The following is a 21,096-nucleotide window of genomic DNA, read 5'->3' on the forward strand; positions in this document are numbered from 1 at the left end:
AGGCATTGGACTGCATCACCCGGGTTCAGGCAATGGAGCGGATTTTTCTGCCGCAAGGGTAATTGTGCACTGCAAAAGGTCAAGTCGGATGACTTTATGCGCTTCGGGCATGACGAATCCTTCCCAACGCTTTGATTTTCGCTTCACCCGAGTCCATATCGGGCTTAGCACTCGGTTTTCCTTTGTGTTCGGACTGTGGCTGAATTGCGGTAAATATAGTATTTTCAATGATATAGACTTGCCGTGGGTGCCGCGCGAAGCGGATTAACAGAGTATGAATGGTGTTATGAGTTTTACGCATGCCGGTATGACACGGATGCCTCTGGTGTGGAACTGGGAACCTCTCATATAAGGCCCGTGCTTGTGCGGTGCACAAGATCAGTTAACACCTCACCGGGTGCGATTGCCGAGGGGCCGTTGGTCCGGTGTGACGAACAAGGAGCAGACCATGACCACGACCACTCTCAACCGCGAGACCAGCCGCACCGGCGCTCGCTATGTCCCCGACTTCCTGACCCGCGTTTCGAGCCGCGTCGTCAACTACGTGTCGCGCAGCCGCGCCGAGCGTCAGCTGCAGGCCCTCGACGACCGCCTACTGGCCGATATCGGCATGCGCCGGTCGGAAATCCAGCGGATGGTTTGGGGCAACTAAGCAGCCTCCCGACCGCCTCCAGCGGTTATTCCTGAAAAACGCCCGCGCCGGAAAGGCCGCGGGCGTTTTGCTTTGTTGATCTTGAAGAATACCAGTGTCGACCAGTTGCCGATTCTGAGAGGGCTTGCGGGCAGAAGGCCGCGATTGCGATAGGCGGCGCGCACCCCCTGTTCCTGATCGCGCGTCAGGCCGGACAGAATCAGCGTCCCGCCAGGCGCCAGGCTCAAGGCCAGGTCGCCGGCAAGCGCGATGAGCGGCCGGGCCAGGATATTGGCGAAGATCAGATCATAAGGGGCCCGATCGGCGATCCGCCGGTGCTTGAGGCCGGGCGCCAGGACCGCGCCGACAAAGGCCGATGCGCCATTGTTGCGAGCATTGTCGCGCGTGACCGTGACGGCAATGGGGTCGATGTCGCTCGCCAGCACGGGGCGGCACAGAGCCTTGGCGGCGGCCAGTGCCAGGACGCCAGTGCCGCAGCCCAGATCGAGGACCCGCCTGGGCGCTGTGCGCTTCAATAGGGAATCGAAGGCCAGAAGACAGCCCGAGGTCGTGGCGTGATGGCCGGTGCCGAAAGCGGTCCCGGCATCGATCTCGAGCGAGATGCCGCCCGACCGGCGGCGGGCGCGGTCATGCGAGCCATAGAGATAGAAGCGCCCGGCGGCGACCGGGCCTAAGCCTTCGAGCGAGCGCCGCACCCAATCGACATCGGGCAACGCGGTGACCGCAAAGGCCTGCGGGCCGAGCAGGGGCCGCAACTGCTCGCCCGCCCCGCGGGCTTCGGCTTCGCCCGCGAAATAGGCCACGAGATTCCAGATCCGCCCCGACTCGTCGGTCTCGTTGATCGTGACGGCGAGCGGCGGCTCGGGCTGATTCTCGACGAGAAGGGCGAGCTCGTTGGCGCGCGCTTCCGTCAGGCCCTCAACCGTGAGGGTGCATTGCATTGCCTACTCCGCCGCCTCGCGGGCGAGGAAGCCGCCGGACTGGCGGCGCCAGAGATCGGCATAGAGGCCGCCCTTGCGCAGCAGCGCGTCATGCGAGCCTTCCTCGACGATGCGGCCCTTGTCCATGACGACCAGCCGATCCATGGCGGCAATGGTCGACAGACGATGCGCCACGGCGATGACCGTCTTGCCCGCCATCAGATTGTAGAGGCTCTCCTGGATCGCCGCCTCGATCTCGGAATCGAGCGCGCTCGTCGCCTCATCGAGAATGAGGATGGGCGCGTCCTTGAGCAGCACGCGGGCAATGGCGATGCGCTGGCGCTGGCCGCCGGAAAGCTTGACGCCGCGCTCGCCGACATGGGCGTCATAAGCCCGCCGTCCCTTGAGGTCGACGAGATGCGGGATGAACTCATGGGCATGAGCGCGCTCGGCCGCCTTGACGATTTCATCCATCGTCGCGTCGGGCTTGCCATAGGCGATGTTGTCCTTGATCGAACGGTGCAGGAGCGATGTGTCCTGGGTGACCATGCCGATGTCTTCGCGCAGGCTCTCCTGCGTGACCTTGGCGATGTCCTGGCCGTCGATGAGGATGCGGCCCTTTTGCAGATCGTAGAAGCGCAACAGCAGGTTGACGAGCGTCGACTTGCCGGCGCCGGAGCGGCCGACGAGGCCGACCTTCTCGCCAGGCGCGATGGTCAGATTGAGATCGTCGACGACGATACGATCCTTCTCGGCCGTCTTGCCGTAGTTGAAGATGATGTGTTCGAAGCGGATCTCGCCCTTGCCGACGACGAGGGGCTTGGCGTCCGGCGCATCGATGAGGTTGCGGTCGCGCGCAATGGTCTCGATGCCGTCCTGGACGGTGCCGATATCCTCGAAGAGGCCGGCGACCTCCCACAGGATCCAATGCGCCATGCCCTGCATGCGCAGGATCAGGCTGACCGTGAAAGCGAGCACACCCGTGGTCACCGCATCAAGCGTCCACAGCCAGATGGTGAGCGTGCCGGTCGAGAACAGCAGGAGCGCGTTCAGGACGTTGAGCGCCACGGTCATGCGCGTCGTGGTGCGCAGCGAATTGTAGACGGTGTCCAGCATGTGGCGAAAGCCGTCACGGGCATAGAGATCCTCGCGGTCGGCATGGGCGAAGAGCTTGACGGTCTGGATATTCGTATAGCTGTCGACGATGCGGCCGGTGACCATGGAGCGGGCATCGGCCTGCGCCTTCGACATCTCGCCGAGCTTCGGCACGAAATGGCGCATGACCAGCAGATAGCCAAGGAACCATATGACCAGCGGAATGGCGAGCCGCCAGTCGCTGAGCGCGAAGGCGACGACCGCGCCGGTGAAATAGACACCGACATAGACCAGCACTTCGGTGATCTTCATCACCGTGTCGCGCGTGCCCATCGCCGCCTGCATGACCTTGGTCGCGATGCGGCCGGCGAAATCGTTCTGGAAGAAATCGACGCTCTGGCGCAGCACATAGCGATGCGCCAGCCAGCGGATGCGCATGGCGAAATTGCCGATGAGGCCCTGATGGACGACGGCCTCGTACCAGAATTTGAGGACCGGGAGGATGAAGAGCACCAGCACCGCCATGGTGATGAGCCTGGTCTTGTGGTCTTCCCAGAAGGTCCGGCGATCGGCGGTGCCGAGCCAGTCGACAAGGTTGCCGAGGAAAGAGAACAAGGACACTTCAATCAGCGCCACGGCCGAAGCGAGCGCCGAGCAGACCAGGATCATCGGCCAGAACGGTTTCGTGTAATGCCAGACGAAGCCCCACAGCGTGCTGCCGGGCTTTGTCGGTTTCACAGGCGGAAACGTATCGGTCCGGCTTTCCAGCCAGCTGAATACACGCTCGAACACGGTTTGCTCCAAAAAACAACGCTTCGCCTTTAGGGCTCCAGAAGCGTCGAGGCCGGCCCTGCTTCGCACCTTCGGCGCTTCGCAGGGTTAGATTGCAGGATGCCCTCCGAAGCTTTAGCGAAGGAGGGAAAGCTGTCACTCTCCGGAAATCGTGGCGGTCTTATAGCCGAGCGGAATTAAAGAGGGAAGCGGCCCTGCTTCGCGCCTTCCCGCTCCGCGCCTTCCGGCGCTTCGCAGGATTGGCAAGGGGGCCCTCTGCAGCTTTAGCGAAGGAGGGTCGGCTCTTCGCAGGGCTGGGATGCAGGAAACAGGAACCCTCCGAAGCTTTAGCGAAGGAGGGGCAAATAAAAACTCCGCCGCGGGGGCGGCGGAGTTCCTTGAAGTAATAGCCTTTCAGCTAGGGGTTCGTCGTGCCCTGGCCGGTCGTGCCGCCTTGTGGCGCCGGTTGTTCCGGTGCCGGTGCGGGCGTCGCCGGCTGCTCACTCGAGCCTTGCGGCTGGGTGGGCGTCGGTGTCGCGGGCTGCTCTGTGCTGCCCTGCGGCTGGGTTGGAGTCGGTGTCGGGGTAGCCGGCTGTTCCGTCGTGGTGCCGGTTGTCGGTGCCGGCGGTGTTCCGTTCCCGCCCCACATGAAGAAGGCCGCAATCAACGCCAGAACAATAAGACCACCAATGATCCATCCGGTGCTGCTCGAACCGGAGCGGATTCCCGTATTGTACGTGACATCCGGATCGACCTTGGGATCGGTCTTCGGGCGATATTGAGGATTGGTATCCATTCTCGTCTCCCATCAGATGGACGATACATACCAACGTCAGCCCCAAGGCAAAGTTCCCCGACCTCGAAAAGAAAAAATGTCATTTATCTCAATAGTTTAACGTGAAAATTACCGGATGGCGGCAACCGGCCGGGAAGGCATGGCCGGGTTCCGATAAAAGCGTGCCTGGCTTTCGGCCTGCATGGTAGGAGCGGCCCATGGCCTCCTTTCCGCGTGTGATTCCGCTGGTCGTCGCCTCTGCGCTGTTCATGGAGAACACCGATGGAACGGTGATCGCGACGTCGCTGCCGGCCATCGCCGCCGATCTCGGCGAAGACCCCGTCATCCTGAAGCTCGCCTTCACAACCTATCTCCTGGCGCTCACGGTCTTCATCCCGATCAGCGGCTGGTGCGCCGACCGGTTTGGCGCCCGCAACGTGTTCCGGGCCGCCATCGCCGTCTTCACGCTGGGCTCGATCGCCTGCGGCCTGTCGACCTCGCTCGAGGGCCTGATTGCCGCCCGCGCTCTGCAGGGCATGGGCGGCGCCATGATGGTGCCGGTCGGCCGCCTCATCATCCTGAGGACGGTGTCGAAGAGCGAGATGGTCAGCGCGCTCGCCACGCTCACCATCCCGGCGCTGATGGGGCCATTGCTCGGGCCGCCGCTCGGCGGTTTCATCACCACCTATTTCGATTGGCGCTGGATCTTCTGGATCAATGTGCCGGTCGGCCTCCTCGGCCTGGTGCTGGCGACGATCTATATGCCCGATATCCGCGAGGAGGGCGTGCCGCGGCTCGACGTGCCGGGCTTCTTCCTCTCGGCGATCGGGCTTTCGGCGCTGGTCTTCGGCGCGACCGTCTTCGGGCGCGACGACGTGCTGCCGGCCTATGGCGCGCCGACGCTCATCGCCATTGGCATCGTGCTGACGACGCTCTATGTCTGGCACGCGCGCCGGGTATCCAAGCCGATCCTCGACCTCAAGCTTCTGGACATCGACACCTTCCGGTCAGGGACCGTCGGCGGAAGCCTGTTTCGCATCGGCGTCGGCGCCGTGCCCTTCCTGCTGCCCCTGATGCTGCAACTCGGCTTCAAGCTGACGCCGTTCCAGTCGGGGACCCTCACCTGCGCCGCCGCACTCGGCGCGCTGACGATGAAGTTCACCGCGGCCCGGATATTGAAACGCTTCGGTTTCCGCACCGTGCTCATCGTCAACGGGATCGTAAGCGCCGCGACGCTCGCGGTACAAGGGCTGTTCACGCCGGAGACGCCGCACCTCGTCATCCTCGCCATCCTGCTCGCCGGCGGTTTCTTCCGTTCGCTGCAGTTCACATCGCTCAATGCGCTGTCCTATTCGGACGTGCCGCAGCGCGAGATGGGACCGGCGACAAGCCTCTACAGCGTGGCGCAGCAACTGTCGCTCGCGGCCGGCATCGTCTGTGCCGCCTCGGTGCTCGAACTGGCGCAATATCTGCGCGGCGACCTCATGTTGACCGTGAGCGACTTCGCCTATGCGTTCTTCGCGGTCGGACTCATCAGTGCGCTGTCCGTTGTTTTGCATATGAAACTGACGCCGGACGCGGGCGCGGAGGTGTCGGGCCGCGTCGTCGAGGCCAGCAGGAGCCCGTAGCCCGGCGCCGAGGGTGGTGACGGGCTTACCCTCGCCCCGCAAGCAAAGCGCAGCGGGGAGAGGGAAGGGGCCCGCCGCGAAAGCGGCGGGAAGGGTGAGGGGCTTCAGTCAGCGAAGGCTAACCTGATCCCGCGTTTCAGGTTCCTTTGTTTCAACAAATCCGGCTTATTGAATTCAAGCACAATCACGCAGTTGGCCCCTCACCCTCCCAATGCTTCGCATTGGGCCCCTCCCTCTCCCCGCTAAAGCGGGGCGAGGGCAAAGGGCTACGCCAGCTCGACAAAGCTGTCGAGCACGCGCTTCTCGCCGGCTTTGTCGAAGTCGATGGTGAGCTTGTTGCCGTCGACATGGGTGACCCGGCCATAGCCGAATTTCTGGTGGAAGACGCGGGTGCCGCGCTCGATGTTCTTGCCTTCCGTCTCGCGCGCTACGAGCTGGCCTTCGATGATGTGAGGGGCCGAGCGCATCGCCTCGCCTCTGGCATAGGCCCGCTGTGCCCGCTGCCAGCCCGGCGTGTCGTAGGTGTTGGAGAAGGGCGTGGTGCGTTCGGCGAAGCGGCTCTCGCCGTAGGAGCCGATGCCATAGCCGCCATAGGAGTTCGCCATCGGCGCCACCTCGACATGGGCTTCCGGCAATTCGTCGATGAAGCGCGAGGGCAGGCTCGACTGCCACAGATTATGGACGCGGCGGTTCTGCGCGAAGGAGATGAAGGCGCGGCGCTTGGCGCGGGTGATGCCGACATAAGCGAGGCGGCGCTCTTCCTCGAGGCCGGGGGTGCCCTTCTCTTCGAGCGAGCGTTGACTCGGAAACAGGCCTTCCTCCCAGCCGGGGAGGAAGACGGTGCCGAATTCGAGGCCCTTGGCGGAATGCATGGTCATGATGTTGACCTTGTCGTCGGCCGTGCCCGCATCGGTGTCCATGACGAGGGCGATATGCTCGAGGAAACCCGCCATGGTCTCGAACTCGCCCATCGAGCGCACGAGCTCTTTCAGGTTCTCGAGCCGGCCTTGCGCCTCGGGACTCTTGTCGTTCTGCCACATGGTGGTGTAGCCCGACTCATCGAGGATGATCTCCGCGAGATCGACATGCGGCAGACCAGTCAGGGACTGGCGCCAGCGCCCGAAAGATGCGAGCAGGTCACGCAGCGCGCCGCGCGTCTTGGCCGGCAAATCGTCCGTCTGGCTCATGGTCTCGGCGGCGCGGTAGAGCGATACACCGTCCTTGCGGGCGACCTCGTGCAGGCGCTTGACCGAGGTGTCGCCGATGCCGCGCTTCGGCACGTTGATGATGCGCTCGAAAGCGAGATCGTTGTCGGGGGACGCGGTGACCTTGAAATAGGCGAGCGCGTCGCGCACTTCCTGGCGTTCATAGAAGCGCGGGCCGCCGATGACCCGATAGGGGACTCCCAAAGTGATGAAGCGGTCTTCGAAGGCGCGCATCTGGAAGGAGGCGCGCACCAGGATCGCCATGTCGTTGAGCTTCTCGCCCTTGCGCTGCAGGTTCTCGATGTCATCGCCAATGGCGCGCGCTTCCTCATCGCCGTCCCAGTGCGAGCGCAAGGTCAATTGCTCGCCATCTTCGCGCTCGGTCCGGAGCGTCTTGCCGAGGCGGCTTTCGTTCTTGGCGATGAGGCCGGAAGCGGCGCCTAAAATCTGCGGCGTCGAGCGGTAGTTGCGCTCGAGCCGGATGACCTTGGCGCCGGGAAAATCCTTCTCGAAACGCAGGATGTTGTCGACTTCGGCACCGCGCCAGCCATAGATCGACTGGTCGTCGTCGCCGACACAACAGATGTTCTTGTGGCCCTGGGCGAGCAGCCTCAGCCACAGATATTGCGCGACATTGGTGTCCTGATATTCGTCGACCAGCATGTATTTGAAGCGGCGCTGATACTCCTTCAGCACATCGGGATGGTCCTGGAAGATATGCAGGACCTCGAGCAGGAGGTCACCGAAGTCGACTGCGTTCACGACCCTGAGCCGCGCCTGGTATTCGGCATAGAGCTCGGCGCCGCGGCCATTGGCGAAGGAATGGGCTTCGCCGGCGGGCACGCGGGAGGGCAAGTGGCCGCGATTCTTCCAGTTGTCGATCAGCCCTGCGAGCTGGCGCGCCGGCCAGCGCTTCTCGTCGATATCGGAGGCCTCGAGGATCTGCTTGAGGAGGCGGATCTGGTCGTCGGTGTCGAGGATGGAGAAGCCGGATTTGAGGCCGGCGAGCTCGGCATGCCGGCGCAGGATCTTGACCCCGATGGAATGAAAAGTGCCGAGCCAGGTCATACCCTCGACCACGCCACCGATCAGATGGCCGATGCGCTCCTTCATCTCGCGCGCCGCCTTGTTGGTGAAGGTGACGCAGAGGATCTGGCCGGGCCAGGCGCGGCCCGTCGCCAGTATATGGGCGAGCCGCGTGGTCAGAACCCTAGTCTTGCCGGTACCGGCGCCTGCAAGCACCAGAAGGGGGCCGTCGGTCGTCTCGACGGCGGCGCGCTGCTCGGGGTTGAGGCCCTTGAGATAAGGGGCCTCGGCCCCGGCAAGGGCGCGCGCTGCCAGGCCTCCAGGCTTCTGGGGCGCGGGAGCCTCGTCGAAATCGCCGATATCTATGGGACGCGAAGACATAATAAAGGGCACGAATCCTGTTGGTTTCGTACCCTTATATAGCAACTCCCGAGGGATTCACGAGCGCATCGGCTTGTCCGAAAAGTCCGCAACTTTTCGGGCCGATGCTAATGGAGGCAATTGCCTTTCATGTCCTCGAGTGCGGTCTGGACGCTCCGCCAGGTCTCGGCGGTGCGCTCGGCGCCATATTTCGTGCAAATGCGCTCATGCACGGCGGCCTCTTCCGAGGCCTTCGCGCCATGGACCACGACGAGCTGGCGCGCGAATTCGATGATGGTTGCGTTCTGCATGCCGGCCTCCCTGGCTTCTCGGTTGATGATGAGACTATGCCCGGCGAATGAGTCGATAATATTGCAGTCGGAAGGCGAGACGATTTTTTATGTGACGATTTTTAGTGAAATGCAGCGCAGCACTAACATGCTTGTCGTGTCGTATCGCGAGAGGCGAAATAATTTCAGGACATGAAAAAAGCCGCTGTTGCAGCGGCTCACTTCTCCCGGCCCTCCCCGAAAGAGGGGAGGGACTCATTGTGCGGAAAGGCGCCTATGAGCGCCTCTCAATCAGCTGACACTCGGCGACTGTATCGTGGTCAGCGCAGACTGGATGCGGCGCCAATTCGCGGCGGCTTCGCGATCGCCCTTGGCCTCGCAAGCCGTCGCCCGCTGAGCGGCTTCCAACACGGCCCGCTCGCCGCGCACTTCATGAAGTTGTCGCGCATAGTCCAGGATTTCGAGAGCTTGCATCATGGCATCTCCATAAATGGGGCCGTCCCTGGAAGGTCAGACCATCAAGGGGAAATGCGCGCACAATATGGCGAAGAGGCTATTTTCTCGGAATGCCGATCTTGTGACCGACCTGCGGAGGCAACGGCAATGCCGCATGTGCTTCGCGCATCGCGGTGATGTTGGCGAGCACGTCAGGTGGAAAGGGCGTCGACTTGCGGATATTCATGTCGACATGAATGATGATGACTTCGCTGGTGGCGGCGATCCAGTCATCCCTGGCATGGCGCATCTCGACAAAATAGTGGATGCGTTTCTTGTCGTAATCGAGAAACTGCGTCGCGACCTTGACGGAATCGCCGGCATGCAGCTCGCGCAAATAGGTCACATGCGTTTCGAGGGTGAAGAATGAGCAATTGGTCTTTTTCACATAGCTCGCGCCAAGGCCAAGGGCATCGAAGACCTCATCGCCCGCCCGATCGAAGAGCACATTGTAGTAAGCCATGTTGAAATGGCCGTTATAGTCGATCCATTGGTCCTCAATGACATGGGCGGAGCTTACGAAAGGGGCAGGATAAGCCATCGTCAGGATGCGAATTTTGTGGTTTGACCGGGTTGGTTTAGAAGAAATAGCAAATACTTACGACGGATGACAAATGCGAGCTCTCAAGAAGAACAGCGTGACCCAGGTCATAGGAGACATCAAGGCGATCCTCGGCGATCGGCTGTCGACGGCGCCCGCGGTGCGCGAACAGCATGGCAAGGACCAGACCTGGGCGCCGGGCGCCCCGCCCGATGCCGTGGCCTTCGTCAAATCGACCGAGGAGGTGCAGCGCATCGTCGCCCTCTGCGCCCATTATGAAACACCCGTGATCGCCTACGGCACCGGCACCTCGCTCGAGGGCCATTTCACCGCTCCCTATGGCGGCATCTCGGTCGATCTCTCGGGAATGAACCAAGTGCTGGAAGTCAATGCCGAGGATCTTGACGCTAGGGTGGAGGCCGGCGTGACCCGCAAGGCGCTCAACACGCATTTGCGCGACAAGGGCCTGTTCTTCCCGATCGACCCCGGCGCCGATGCGAGCCTCGGCGGCATGGCGGCGACGCGGGCATCCGGCACCAACGCGGTGCGCTACGGCACCATGCGGGAGAACGTCCTCAATCTGACGGCGGTGCTGGCCAATGGCGAAGTGGTCAAGACCGCCAAGCGGGCCAAGAAATCATCGGCCGGCTATGACCTCACCCGCCTCCTGGTCGGCTCGGAAGGGACGCTCGCCATCATCACCGAGGTCGGCTTGCGGCTCTATGGCATCCCCGAATCGATCGCCGCCGGCGTCTGCCCGTTCCCCTCGGTCGATGCCGCCTGCCAGGCGGTGATCCAGACGATCCAGCTCGGCATCCCGGTGGCCCGAATCGAGCTCGTCGATGAGGAGCATGTGAAGGCCTTCAACGCCTATTCCAAGATCGACCTGAAGGTGGCCCCGACCTTGTTCGTCGAATTCCACGGCACCGAGGCCGGCACCGCCGAGCAGACCGGGCTTTTCGGCGCGATCGCCGAGGAACTGGGCGGCGGGCCCTTCAGCTGGGCGACCAAGGAAGAGGACCGGCAGCGCCTCTGGCAGGCTCGCCATGACGCCTTCTGGGCGACGAAATCGCTCATGCCCGGCAAGGAAGCCTTCGCCACCGATGTCTGCGTGCCCATTTCACGCCTCGCCGAATGCGTGAAGGAGACGCAGGCCGATCTCGCGGCCAACAACCTCTACGGGCCGATCGTCGGCCATGTCGGCGACGGCAATTTCCATGTCGTGCTCTATTGCGACCGCGCCGATGCGGAAGAGCTCAAGCGGGTCAAAGGCTTCTATGACCGGCTCATCCGGCGGGCCATCGCCATGGAAGGCACCTCGACCGGCGAGCATGGCATCGGCTCCGGCAAGATGGGGTTTCTCGAAGTGGAACACGGGCCTGAGGGGGTGGCCATGATGCGACAGATCAAACAGGCCCTGGACCCCAAGAATATCCTTAACCCGGGCAAGATAGTCGCCTTATGATCGCCGTGACTGTCTGGCAAGGGTAGCCTGAGCGACAGGTATCGTATGAAGCTTTGGAAATCGCCCGTACTCTATTTCGGGATCGCCCTCGTCTTGGCGGTCGTGGCGGCTTTCATTGCGCCCTATGTCATCGACTGGGGCAGCTACCGCATGGCGATCGAGAGCTATGGCAGCAAGATGACGGGCCGCCAGGTGACGGTCGCCGGCGAGATTTCCGGCCGGTTCTTTCCCTGGCCGAAGCTGTCGATCCGCGACGTGAAAGTGGCCAATCCGCCGGGCTCCTCCGTGCCGGATTTCATCACCGCCGAGGAAGTGGACGTGCGCCTGACGCTCGCCGGCCTTCTCGGCGGCGAGATCCGGGTCGAATCCATCGGCATCGTCCGCCCGGTGGTCGCCTTCGAGCGGCTCGATACCGGGCAGGGCAGCTGGCACCTCAAATCCGCTGCCGGCGCGGACGACATGCGGATCCTCGACCGCGTCAGGCTCGATCAAATCACTGTGAGCGACGGCGTGGTGCATCTGATCGACAACCGCCGCGCCGGACGCGCCACCCTCACCAACGTCAATGCGAACCTCTCGGCGCAGAACATCGCCGGGCCCTGGCGGATGCGCGGCAGCGCCGCCTATCGCGACCGGCCGGTCGAGATCGCGGTCAATACCGGCGGCTGGTCGCCCGAAGCGCCGTTCAAATTCGGCTTCCATATCGGCTCGGGCGACGGCTCCGGCCTCGTCTATCAGTTCGACGGCGCCAATGACGGCAATCACGTGACCGGCACTCTCAGGATCCAGCCGGCCGCGAGTTCCGATGGCCGAAGCGATGCCGAAGGCCAGCTCCGGCCCTTGGTCATGACGGCGCAAGTGACGTCGGATTTCGACACGGTGGCGCTCGACAAGATCGAGATCGCGCCGCGCGACGGCACCGGCGAAGGCGCCAATCTCCTGACCGGCAATGCCGAGGTGAAGCTCGGCGCCAGCGTCGCGCTCAAGGCCGATCTCAAGGCGACCCGCTTCGATCTCGACGCGGTTGCCGGCGCCAAGGCCAAGAGCCTCATCCGCGAAGGCGGCGGACTGGCCTTGCTCGAGAATGTGGTCGAGATCATGCCGGACGATGTCGATATCAACGCCTCGCTCGGCGTCACATCGCTCATCGTCGGCGGCGAGGCGCTCGACAATGCCAAGCTCGCGGTCGAAATGAACGGTGAGGCGATCCGGATCAAGGAGCTTTCCGCCGGCATGCCGGGCCAGGCGCGGGGGCTCTTCACCGGCGTCTTCCTGGTGACCGATTCCGGGCCGCAGCTCGCGGGCGATCTCGCCGGAGAGGCTGGAAGCTTGCGCGATTTCGTGTCCTGGGCGTGGCCCGAGGGCCGCGAGGACATCGCGCGCGTCTGGACCGGGAGCCGCGGCCGCTTCAAGCTGCAGACCCGCTTCGATGCGACGAACGATCAGCTCCGCCTGCAGGAGGCGAACTACCAGATCGATGAATCGCTGGGCAGCGGCGGGCTCACCATCGGCTTCGGCGAAAGACCGTCACTCGATATGAGGCTCGACGCCTCGGCTCTCGATGTCGATCGCTTCATGCCCAATGGCATGGGCGGCGGCGGCTGGCTCGGCACGGCGGAGCTCTTCGCGCAATGGGCGAAGAACAACGACCTGCGCGTCACGCTGCAGTCGGGCAAGACGCTCCTCAACGGCGTCGATGCCCGCGACGTCGTCATTGATATCGCGGCCTTGAGCGGCAGCATCGACCTCAAGACGATCGAGATCGGCAATGTCGGGAACGCCCGGCTCGAGATCTCAGGCCTTCTGTCGCCGACCGAGACCGGAAGCCGGGGCACCGTCTCGACCAGCGTCACGGCGGATGATCCGCGCAGCCTGCTGCAGCTTCTCGGCCTCTATGCCAAAGACAGCGACCCGGTCTGGTCGCAGGCCCTGGGCAAGACCAATCTCACCATCACCGCCGACCTCAAACCCGACGCGGGGGGGCAGGCCGCCAATTTCCGGTTGCTGGGCAAGACGGGCGATCTCGATCTCGAGGCCAACCTGGCTTCGGCTGGACAGAGCGATCTGCTGACGAGCGAGATCAGCGGCGCGCTCACTTTGCGCAGCGCCACGGGTGCGGGTCTTCTCAAGCTCATCGGCATGCGCCCGGCGACGGATGGGGGCGGAGCGGCCAGGCTTGCTTTGACGCTCACCGGATCGCTCGCCAATGGGCTGGTCGCCGACCTACAGACCGACGTGTTCGGCGCCAAGGGACAGTTCCAGGGCAAGTTCCTGCGCGATGATGGCGTCCTCACCGGCACCGGCCGGGCCGGGATCTTCACCGAACGGCCGGCCGATTTGTTCCTCGCGGCGGGCATCGCCGACTATGCCAGGGGCGCTCTGTCGGTCGAATCGGATGTCGAGATCGCCGGGCCCAAGGTCGAGTTTCCCGACGTGCAGGGTTTTGCCGCGGGCGCGCCGCTCAAAGGCACGCTTTCCTTCGAGGGCGGCAACCGGATGAAGGGCGAGTTCTCGACCGGGCCCGTTTCCTTCCAGCGCCTGTTCGGTCTCGCCTTCATGCCCTGGGACGGCCGGCCGGTCGATCTCGAGCTGCCTTTCGCCGCAACATCGCCGCGCGGCCTCACCGGCGAATTGTGGATCAAGCCGGAATATCTGGAGGTCTTCGACGGCCTCAGAGTGAAGGAGACGCAAATCGGCATCAGCGCCAGCGCTGAAGAGATACGTCTTGCCGCTTTCGGCAAGAGCGATTCGGGCAGCGACGTCGCCATCGAGATCGGCGCCAAGCCGCAAGGCGGCGGCAAATCCGTGGACGGCCGTCTCGTCCTGCCGATCGATCTCGAGCACAGCCTCAAGGATGTGAGTGGCGGCACGGTCGCATCGGGCATTGTCAAGCTCTCGGTCAAGGCCTCGGGGAGCGGGCGCACGCCGGGAGCGGTCCTCGCCAGCCTCAAGGGTTCCGGCAGCTATGATGTCTCTGGCCTTTCGCTGAAGCAGATCAATCCCGAGCGCTTCGTCGAGTTGGTCAGGGCCGCGACGACCGGAGAGCAGCTGAAGACCGCCTTCGCGGCGCTCGGCGCCGATGGCTCGATCGGGCTCGGTGCAGCGACCGGCATCCTCAAGATCGAGGACGGGACGGTCACCATGCCGCCTTTCGCGCAAGCATCGCCCGTGGCCGAGAACAGTCTGGCACCCCGGATCGATCTCGCCGATGGCAGGCTCGATGCCGCCTTGCAGGTCAAGCTCAAGACGCTCGACGATCAACCGCAGTTCGGCGTCACCTATAGTGGCCGTCCCAACGCGCTCACGCGGTTCGTCGATATTGCGGCGCTTGAATCGAAGCTTGGTTTCGGCGTGGTCGAACGCACGTTGAAGGAGCTCGAGAAGCTGCAGTCGGAACAGCAGAAGCTGCTCGATGAAGAGGAGAATCAGCGGCGCGCGGATCAAACTCGGCTCGAGGACTATAATGAGCAGCGCCGCGAATTGCTGCTCCGCCAGAGGGAAGTCGATGCGCATCGGCGGGTGCGTGAGGCGGAAGCCGAGGCCGCCGAGGCCGAGCTCGATCAGGCGATAGCGGAAGGACGCGGCCTCAGCCGCCAGGAGATGCAGCGCCGATACAAGGAACGGCAGGTCCATCGCGCCATCAGACGCCAGGAAGAGCGGGCGCGTCTGGTCCGGGAAGAGGCCGAGCGCAAGGCGCAGGCGGAAGCGGCCCGGCAGGCGCAAGAGGAAGCCGAGCGCAAAGCCAAGGAAGAGGCTGAACGCCAGGCTCAGGAAGAAGCGGCGCGGAAAGCGCAAGCAGAGGCCGAGCGCAAGGCGCAGGAAGAAGCCGCGCGGCAGGCGCAAGAGGAAGCCGAGCGCAAAGCCAAGGACGAGGCTGAACGCCAGGCGCGCGAAGAAGCGGCGCGCCAGGCGCAGGCGGAAGCCGAGCGCAAAGCGCAGGAAGAGGCCGAGCGCAAAGCCAAGGAAGAGGCTGAACGCCAGGCACAAGAGGAAGCCCAGCGCAAAGCGCAGGAAGAGGCCGAGCGCCAGGCGCGGGAAGAGGCCGCGCGACTGGCGCAGGAAGAGGCCGAGCGCAAGGCGCAAGAGGAGGCGGCGCGCCAGGCCCAGGAAGAGGCCGACCGCAAGGCGCGGGAAGAGGCCACCCGGCAGGCGCAGGAAGAGGCCGAGCGCTTGGCCAAGGAAGAGGCCGAACGTCTGGCGCAGGAAGAAGCGGCGCGCCAGGCCCAGGAAGAGGCTGACCGCAGGGCGCGGGAAGAAGCGACCCGGCAGGCGCAGGAAGAGGCCGAGCGCAAGGCGAAGGAAGACGCCGAGCGTTGGGCGCAAGAGGAAGCAGCACGCCGGGCCCAGGAAGAGGCGGACCGCAAGGCGCGGGAAGAAGCGACCCGGCAGGCGCAAGAAGAAGCCGAGCGCCTGGCCCAGGAAGAAGCCGAGCGCCTGGCCAAGGAAGAAGCCGAGCGCCTGGCCCAGGAAGAAGCCGAGCGCCTGGCCCAGGAAGAAGCCGAGCGCCTGGCCCAGGAAGAAGCCGAGCGCCTGGCCCAGGAAGAAGCTGAGCGCCTGGCCAAGGAAGAAGCTGAGCGTCTGGCCAAGGAAGAAGCCGAGCGCAAGGCACAGGAAGAGGCAGCTCGCCAAGCGCAGGAAGAGGCGGAGCGCAAGGCCCGCGAAGAAGCAGCCCGCCAGGCACAGGAAGAGGCGGAACGCAAGGCACAGGAAGAGGCGGAACGCAAGGCGCGTGAAGAAGCCGCCGCCCGTCAGGCACAGGAAGAGCTGGATCGCAAGGCGCTGGAAGAGATGGTGCGCAAGGCGCAGGAAGATGCGCAGGCCACCGTCACCAAGCCCGCGGAAAGGCCGTCCGAAAACGCCTTTGCGCCTTTATCGCCGCCAAGGCAGCCGGACGCTGAGATCTTCGGTCCGCCGGCGCCGAGCAAGTCCAAGGACGTCGCGCCGCGACCCGCTGTCGAGCAGACGGGAGCGCTGGAGCCGCCGGCATCGGCGCCGTCAGAGGCGCAGGTCAGCAAGCCGCCGGCACCGGCGCCAAAGCCCAAGCCGAAGCGCCAGCGCGCCAAAGCGCAAGCGAAAGCGGATCCGGGCGCGCCGCTCGTCCTGGTGCCGCCGCAGAAGGTCGCCAAGCCGCCCAAAAAGCGTGAGCCCGATTTCCTCGAGCGCCTGTTCGGCAAGATCAAGTCGCAGATCGATTAGGTCCGCATCAGGCGATTCAATACCCAGACCCTGAGCGCGCTCGACAGATTGCGCTCGCCGCGACCGCGGTCGATCTCGGCGACGAGGGCGGCAAGCGACTTGCGCTCCTCTTGCGCCGCGGTCTTGAGGACGGCCCAGAATTCAGGCTCGAGCGAGAGCGAGGTGCGATGCCCCGAAATCGTCAGCGACCGCTTGAACGCCTTGGGCATCAATTGTCGCGCTTGTGCCCGTCGAGACGGCGAAGCTCGCGCTGCTTTTCCGCCTCGGCCTTTTCACGCTCCGACCTCGTGCGGCCGAAACGCTCGCGGTTCTCCTGCGCCTGCACTTCCTTTTCTTCGCGCGCGCGGCGCTTGCGGTGACGCTTGAGATTTACGATCTCGCTCATTTGGGACCGATCATGTCCTCCGGCCGCACGATCCGATCGAATTCCTCGGCCGTCACATATTTGAGGCGCAGCGCCTCCTCGCGCAAGGTGGTGCCACGCTTATGCGCGGTCTTGGCGATCTCGGCCGCCTTGTCATAGCCGATCTTGGGCGCCAGCGCCGTGACCAGCATCAGCGAGCGCTCGAGGGCGGCCTTGATATTGTCTTCGCGCGCGATGATGCCGGTGACGCAATGATCGGTGAAGCTTATCGCCGCATCGGCGAGAAGCCTTACCGATTGCAGGAAATTATAAGCCATCACCGGATTGAAGACATTGAGCTCGAAATGGCCCTGGCTGCCGGCGAAGGAGATGGTCGATTGATTGCCGAAGACCTGGGTGCACACCATGGTCAAGGCTTCGCATTGGGTCGGGTTGACCTTGCCCGGCATGATCGAGGAGCCGGGCTCGTTCTCGGGCAAGGAGAGCTCGCCGAGCCCCGAGCGCGGACCCGAACCCAGAAGGCGGATGTCGTTGGCGATCTTGAACAGCGAAACGGCCACCGTGTTGATGGCGCCATGGCTCATCACCATCGCATCATGGGCGGCGAGCGCCTCGAACTTGTTGGGTGCCGAGGTGAAGGGCAGGCCGGTGATGGCGGCAATGCGCGCCGCCACTTTCCGGTCAAAGCCCTTGGGCGCGTTGAGGCCGGTGCCGACGGCGGTGCCGCCCTGGGCCAGCTCCATGAGTGAGGGCAGCGTGCTTTCGACGCGCGCGATGCCGTTCTTGACCTGCTGAGCGTAGCCCGAGAATTCCTGGCCGAGGGTGAGGGGTGTGGCGTCCTGCGTATGGGTGCGGCCGATCTTGATGATCTTGGCCCAGAGCTTGGCCTTCTTGGCGAGCGCCTTGTGCAGATGACGCAGCGCGGGCAGGAGATCGTGATGGATCTGCTCGGCGCAGGCGATGTGCATGGCGGTCGGGTAGGTGTCGTTGGACGACTGGCTCATATTGACGTGATCGTTGGGATGGACCGGCGATTTGGAGCCGAGCTTGCCGCCCAGCATCTCGATGGCGCGGTTGGAGATCACCTCATTGGCATTCATGTTGGACTGGGTGCCGGAGCCCGTCTGCCAGACGGTGAGCGGAAAATGCTCGTCGAGCTTGCCCTCCATCACTTCACGCGCCGCGGCGACGATGGCCTTGCCGATCTTGCGGTCGAGCTTGCCCAGCGACATGTTCACTTCCGCCGCGGCGAGCTTGACGACGCCGAGCGCCCGCACGATCGGCTTCGGCTGCTTCTCCCAGCCGATCTTGAAATTGCCCAAGGACCGCTCCGCCTGCGCCCCCCAATAGCGGTCGGCTCTGACCTCAATGGGGCCAAAAGTGTCGGTTTCGGTGCGGGTCTTGGTCATCGGTTCCTGCCTTGAGAATTGCGAGCGCGGTCTAGCATGGCTCACGGCAGGCTGCCAGATGCATCGGGCAGGGCGGCTGGGATGAAGCTCGAGGGTGTGCTACAGTCCAGCCATGCGCGACAGGACGCCACTCAAGGGGTTGAAGAATCTCGGGCCCACCATCATCCAACGGCTGAACGAGATCGGTGTCTATACCAAAGGCGATCTCAAGCGCATCGGCGCCGTCGCCGGCCATCAACGCATCCGCCAGCGCTATCCCGAGAAGACCATTCCCGTCTGCTACTATCTCTATTCGCTCGAAGGCGCGATCCGCGGCGTGCACTGGAACGACCTGCCGAGATCGGTCAAGGAGGACCTGTTGAGCCAAGTCAGATAGGCGCGCGATTTTGGACCGCGCGCCGACTGTTCATCGCAACAGCTCAATAGGACGCCGAGCGCGCTTTCACCGCAGCGTCGGGGAAATCGCTGAACAGGCCGTCGATGCCGAGATCGTAGAAGACCTTGTATTCGGCGGAGGGATCGTTCTTGTAGTCTGACGCAAGGCGATAGGACTCGCTGCGGAAGGTCCAGCTGTGGACGAAGAGACCCGCTTCATGGGCATCCTTCACCACCGCGGTCGGCTCGATCAGCACGCGGTCGCGCTCATCCATCTTGCCGTCGCCATTGAGGTCGTCGGGCTTGCCGTCATTGTTCGCGTCGACCTGCTTCGAGGGCTGGATATAGGGCTTCCAGGGCGCGACGCCGTCGGCATAGGTCTTGATCTCGGCAAGGCCGGCCTTGGTCACGAGGTCCTTGTAGGTGCGCTTGTCGCCGGCGACGACGAAATCATAAGGCTGGGCCGAGGGCACGGCGAGGGTGATGTTGCCGTCCTGGTCGAGGCCGTCGGCATCGACGAGCTGCACCAGGCGCACATTGGTCTTGCCATGCAGATATTTGAGATTGCCGACCTCAAAACTCTGGATGATCACCGGCGAGGTCTTCTCCGTCCAGCCTGCCGCCTTGAGCGCGTCGAGCAGCTTGTCCTCGAGCGGCATGCCGAGCTGTGCGTGATAGGTGGGATGCTTGGTCTCGGGATAGATGCCGATGACGCGTCCGCGCGCCGCCGATTCGGCCTTGGCGAGATCGATCACTTCCTGAAGCGTCGGGATCGCATATTTGCCGTTATGCGACTGGTCGCGATCGGCCATGGCCTGCTTCGCCTTGAGAGTCTTGATCTCGGCCAAGGTGAAATCGCCGGCGAACCAGTCCTCGACCTCGACGCCGTCGAGAGTGCGCTTCACCTTGCGGTCGGCGAATTCCGGATGGTCGGCGACATCGGTGGTGCCGCCGAGCAACGGCTCGTGGCGGACGATCAGGACACCGTCCTTGGTGATCACGAGATCGGGCTCGATGAAATCGACTCCCGCCTCGATCGCCAGTCTGTAGCCCTCGAGCGTGTGCTCGGGGAGATAGCCCGGGGCGCCGCGATGGCCGGTGACCAGAGGCGGCTTGCCGTCCAGGGTCTTCTCGAGAGCCATCGCCGGATCTGAAATGAGCGCGACCGCTGCCGCGCAAACCATGAGAATTGTCCGCGTCATGTTTGGTTTTCCCTGTGAAGAGCGGCAAGCGACTCAACGAGCCGCAGGTCCGCTGTGGGGAAACGATGGTGATGCCGTGTGACGCGAAGATAACGGTGCGGTGAACAGAGGCGCTCAATCAACGCGGATATTTGCGCGCCAGCCAGACCATCGCGGCGAAGGAGGCGAGGGCGAAGAAGATGGCGATGGTGAGGCCGTTGCCAGGGCCGACCTGATCGAGAACGATGGCAAAGAGTGTCGGCGCGACAGCGTTGAGGATCAGTTGCGGCGTGGTGAGGGTGCCGATCACCAGGCCATAGCCCTGACGCCCGAAGAGGCTCAAGGGGACGATGCCCTTGATGATCGATATGAGGCCGTTGGACATGCCGTAGAGCAAAGCGAAGACCAGCGCCGCCCATAGAGCGAAGTGGCCGCCGGCGAAAATAACGAGCGCCAGAGGCAGCAGTCCGACGGCGATGAGCCCCAGGGTCATCGTCTTCACCCAGTGGCCGGCGAGGATGTCGCCGATGCGGCTTGCGACCTGGGACGGGCCGATGAGGGCGGCGAGCGTCACGGAAGCGGCCGCGGTGAAGCCCAGGCCTTCGAAGAGCGGCACCACATGGGCGGAGATCGAGGAAAAGACGATGCCGTTCAAGGCGAGGACGGCGGCAAAGGCGATCATGGCGCGGTTGCGGTCCGCACCCGTGAGGACCGGGGTCGTCACCGGTGGCGGCGCCTCCTGATCGGAGGGGACCTGCCGCTCTTCGCCCTGGCCGAGGACCAGAAGATGCAGCGGCAGGCACAAGAGGAGGTGGAGCAAGGCATAGACCAGGAAGGCGTTGCGCCAGCCGATCTCCTGCGAGAGGAGATGCGAGACCGGCCAGAAGACGGTCGAGGCGAGGCCGCCGAACAAAGTGAGGTAGGAAATCGCGCGGCGCGACTTCTCGCGCGCCACCTCGGCGAGGGCCGGAAAGGCCGCGTCATAAAGGATGAGGCGCATCGCGGGGCCGAGCGCCAGCCAGCCCAGGACATAGATCCAGGGCTCGGTCGCGAGTGACAGGATCAGGCAGCCGAGTGCCGCAAGGCCTGAACCCATCGCCATCATGCGCCGGCCGCCATAGGTGTCGATGGCCCGGCCGGCGGCGCGCGAGATGAAGCCGCTGATCAGCAAGGCGGCCGAGAAGGCGCCGAAGATGAGGAACTTCGACCAGTGGCGGTCGGCGGCGATATCCATGGAAAGGGCGCCCAAGGCGTAATAGGTCGTGCCCCAGCCGATGATCTGGGTGATGCCGAGAGCCGTTATGACGCGCCAGAGAGGCAATATTCTTCTTCGCATCGGCTTATCCGA

General features: G+C 63.9%; 17 protein-coding genes. 5 read left to right on the plus strand and 12 right to left on the minus strand.

Features of this window, described 5'->3' with window-relative positions; genetic code table 11:
- Positions 1-511: 511 nt before the first annotated feature.
- Positions 512-652: a YjiS-like domain-containing protein gene (locus tag DS839_RS00260; RefSeq protein WP_368911097.1), complete on the plus strand. Its 141-nt coding sequence runs from the start codon at positions 512-514 to the stop codon at positions 650-652.
- Here the strand turns inward: DS839_RS00260 and DS839_RS00265 are convergent.
- The 3 genes from DS839_RS00265 to DS839_RS36195 form a co-directional block, all read right to left on the minus strand.
- Positions 649-1,593 carry a 50S ribosomal protein L11 methyltransferase gene (locus DS839_RS00265; protein ID WP_119268282.1) on the minus strand — a complete coding sequence of 315 codons (945 nt, stop codon included), beginning with the start codon at positions 1,591-1,593 and terminating at the stop codon, positions 649-651. The two genes, DS839_RS00260 and DS839_RS00265, sit on opposite strands and share 4 nt — an antisense overlap.
- A 3-nt stretch (positions 1,594-1,596) precedes the next feature.
- Entirely contained in the window at positions 1,597-3,459 is a 1,863-nt protein-coding gene (locus tag DS839_RS00270) for an ABC transporter ATP-binding protein (RefSeq protein ID WP_368910964.1), read from the minus strand.
- A 397-nt stretch (positions 3,460-3,856) separates the two neighbouring features.
- Positions 3,857-4,234 (minus strand): hypothetical protein, encoded by a 378-nt coding sequence (locus DS839_RS36195; RefSeq protein WP_162918190.1) that lies wholly within the window; start codon positions 4,232-4,234, stop codon positions 3,857-3,859.
- A gap of 197 nt (positions 4,235-4,431) precedes the next feature.
- Between DS839_RS36195 and DS839_RS00275 the strand changes: the two genes are divergently transcribed.
- Positions 4,432-5,841 carry a DHA2 family efflux MFS transporter permease subunit gene (locus DS839_RS00275; protein WP_119268283.1) on the plus strand — a complete coding sequence of 470 codons (1,410 nt, stop codon included), beginning with the start codon at positions 4,432-4,434 and terminating at the stop codon, positions 5,839-5,841.
- A gap of 266 nt (positions 5,842-6,107) precedes the next feature.
- On the opposite strand, the gene DS839_RS00280 is transcribed toward DS839_RS00275, so the two are convergent.
- The 4 genes from DS839_RS00280 to DS839_RS00295 all read right to left on the minus strand — a co-directional run bounded on the left by DS839_RS00280 (position 6,108) and on the right by DS839_RS00295 (position 9,758).
- Positions 6,108-8,453: an ATP-dependent helicase gene (locus tag DS839_RS00280; protein ID WP_119268284.1), complete on the minus strand. Its 2,346-nt coding sequence runs from the start codon at positions 8,451-8,453 to the stop codon at positions 6,108-6,110.
- A gap of 107 nt (positions 8,454-8,560) precedes the next feature.
- The gene (locus tag DS839_RS00285; protein ID WP_119268285.1) at positions 8,561-8,743 is read right to left on the minus strand and encodes a hypothetical protein; all 183 of its coding nucleotides are present in this window, start codon (positions 8,741-8,743) and stop codon (positions 8,561-8,563) included.
- 270 nt (positions 8,744-9,013) lie between these two features.
- Positions 9,014-9,199, minus strand: coding sequence for a hypothetical protein (locus DS839_RS00290; protein WP_368910967.1), 186 nt, complete (start codon positions 9,197-9,199; stop codon positions 9,014-9,016).
- 76 nt (positions 9,200-9,275) lie between these two features.
- On the minus strand, positions 9,276-9,758 hold the full coding sequence (locus DS839_RS00295; protein WP_119268286.1) for a thioesterase family protein: 483 nt from the start codon (positions 9,756-9,758) through the stop codon (positions 9,276-9,278).
- 73 nt (positions 9,759-9,831) lie between these two features.
- Between DS839_RS00295 and DS839_RS00300 the strand changes: the two genes are divergently transcribed.
- Positions 9,832-11,223, plus strand: a complete 1,392-nt coding sequence (locus tag DS839_RS00300) for an FAD-binding oxidoreductase (RefSeq protein WP_119268287.1) — start codon at positions 9,832-9,834, stop codon at positions 11,221-11,223.
- A gap of 45 nt (positions 11,224-11,268) precedes the next feature.
- Complete coding sequence (locus DS839_RS00305; RefSeq protein WP_119268288.1) at positions 11,269-16,419, plus strand: AsmA family protein; 5,151 nt, start codon at positions 11,269-11,271, stop codon at positions 16,417-16,419.
- On the opposite strand, the gene DS839_RS00310 is transcribed toward DS839_RS00305, so the two are convergent.
- Genes DS839_RS00310 through fumC form a run of 3 tightly spaced genes read right to left on the minus strand, consistent with a single transcriptional unit; the run spans position 16,416 to position 18,192 of the window.
- The gene (locus tag DS839_RS00310; protein ID WP_119268289.1) at positions 16,416-16,628 is read right to left on the minus strand and encodes a ribbon-helix-helix domain-containing protein; all 213 of its coding nucleotides are present in this window, start codon (positions 16,626-16,628) and stop codon (positions 16,416-16,418) included. The genes DS839_RS00305 and DS839_RS00310 overlap by 4 nt on opposite strands.
- Positions 16,628-16,804: a DUF4169 family protein gene (locus tag DS839_RS00315; RefSeq protein ID WP_119268290.1), complete on the minus strand. Its 177-nt coding sequence runs from the start codon at positions 16,802-16,804 to the stop codon at positions 16,628-16,630. Before DS839_RS00315 ends, DS839_RS00310 begins: the two co-directional genes overlap by 1 nt.
- Positions 16,801-18,192 (minus strand): class II fumarate hydratase, encoded by a 1,392-nt coding sequence (gene fumC / locus DS839_RS00320; protein WP_119268291.1) that lies wholly within the window; start codon positions 18,190-18,192, stop codon positions 16,801-16,803. The genes DS839_RS00315 and fumC overlap by 4 nt, the downstream gene beginning before the upstream one ends.
- 112 nt (positions 18,193-18,304) lie before the next feature.
- Between fumC and DS839_RS00325 the strand changes: the two genes are divergently transcribed.
- On the plus strand, positions 18,305-18,568 hold the full coding sequence (locus DS839_RS00325; RefSeq protein ID WP_119268292.1) for a TfoX/Sxy family protein: 264 nt from the start codon (positions 18,305-18,307) through the stop codon (positions 18,566-18,568).
- Positions 18,569-18,611: 43 nt separating this feature from the next.
- Here DS839_RS00325 and DS839_RS00330 read toward each other — a convergent pair whose 3' ends face one another.
- Together DS839_RS00330 and DS839_RS00335 are read right to left on the minus strand one after the other, a co-directional pair.
- A complete protein-coding gene (locus tag DS839_RS00330) occupies positions 18,612-19,769 on the minus strand; it encodes a glycerophosphodiester phosphodiesterase (RefSeq protein WP_119268293.1) in 1,158 nt (385 codons plus the stop codon).
- Between the two features lie 118 nt (positions 19,770-19,887).
- The gene (locus DS839_RS00335) at positions 19,888-21,084 is read right to left on the minus strand and encodes an MFS transporter (RefSeq protein WP_119268294.1); all 1,197 of its coding nucleotides are present in this window, start codon (positions 21,082-21,084) and stop codon (positions 19,888-19,890) included.
- Positions 21,085-21,096: the final 12 nt, after the last annotated feature.

This window comes from Taklimakanibacter deserti, from assembly GCA_003574785.1.

What these genes read in the sequence shown, in the direction of transcription:
- DS839_RS00265 (WP_119268282.1), bottom strand. Translation starts at nt 1,593, where the DNA reads ATGCAATGCACCCTCACGGTTGAGGGCCTGACGGAAGCGCGCGCCAAC.
- DS839_RS36195 (WP_162918190.1), bottom strand. Translation starts at nt 4,234, where the DNA reads ATGGATACCAATCCTCAATATCGCCCGAAGACCGATCCCAAGGTCGAT.
- DS839_RS00275 (WP_119268283.1), top strand. Translation starts at nt 4,432, where the DNA reads ATGGCCTCCTTTCCGCGTGTGATTCCGCTGGTCGTCGCCTCTGCGCTG.
- DS839_RS00280 (WP_119268284.1), bottom strand. Translation starts at nt 8,453, where the DNA reads ATGTCTTCGCGTCCCATAGATATCGGCGATTTCGACGAGGCTCCCGCG.
- DS839_RS00285 (WP_119268285.1), bottom strand. Translation starts at nt 8,743, where the DNA reads ATGCAGAACGCAACCATCATCGAATTCGCGCGCCAGCTCGTCGTGGTC.
- DS839_RS00290 (WP_368910967.1), bottom strand. Translation starts at nt 9,199, where the DNA reads ATGATGCAAGCTCTCGAAATCCTGGACTATGCGCGACAACTTCATGAA.
- DS839_RS00295 (WP_119268286.1), bottom strand. Translation starts at nt 9,758, where the DNA reads ATGGCTTATCCTGCCCCTTTCGTAAGCTCCGCCCATGTCATTGAGGAC.
- DS839_RS00300 (WP_119268287.1), top strand. Translation starts at nt 9,832, where the DNA reads ATGCGAGCTCTCAAGAAGAACAGCGTGACCCAGGTCATAGGAGACATC.
- DS839_RS00305 (WP_119268288.1), top strand. Translation starts at nt 11,269, where the DNA reads ATGAAGCTTTGGAAATCGCCCGTACTCTATTTCGGGATCGCCCTCGTC.
- DS839_RS00310 (WP_119268289.1), bottom strand. Translation starts at nt 16,628, where the DNA reads ATGCCCAAGGCGTTCAAGCGGTCGCTGACGATTTCGGGGCATCGCACC.
- DS839_RS00315 (WP_119268290.1), bottom strand. Translation starts at nt 16,804, where the DNA reads ATGAGCGAGATCGTAAATCTCAAGCGTCACCGCAAGCGCCGCGCGCGC.
- fumC (WP_119268291.1), bottom strand. Translation starts at nt 18,192, where the DNA reads ATGACCAAGACCCGCACCGAAACCGACACTTTTGGCCCCATTGAGGTC.
- DS839_RS00325 (WP_119268292.1), top strand. Translation starts at nt 18,305, where the DNA reads ATGCGCGACAGGACGCCACTCAAGGGGTTGAAGAATCTCGGGCCCACC.
- DS839_RS00330 (WP_119268293.1), bottom strand. Translation starts at nt 19,769, where the DNA reads ATGACGCGGACAATTCTCATGGTTTGCGCGGCAGCGGTCGCGCTCATT.
- DS839_RS00335 (WP_119268294.1), bottom strand. Translation starts at nt 21,084, where the DNA reads ATGCGAAGAAGAATATTGCCTCTCTGGCGCGTCATAACGGCTCTCGGC.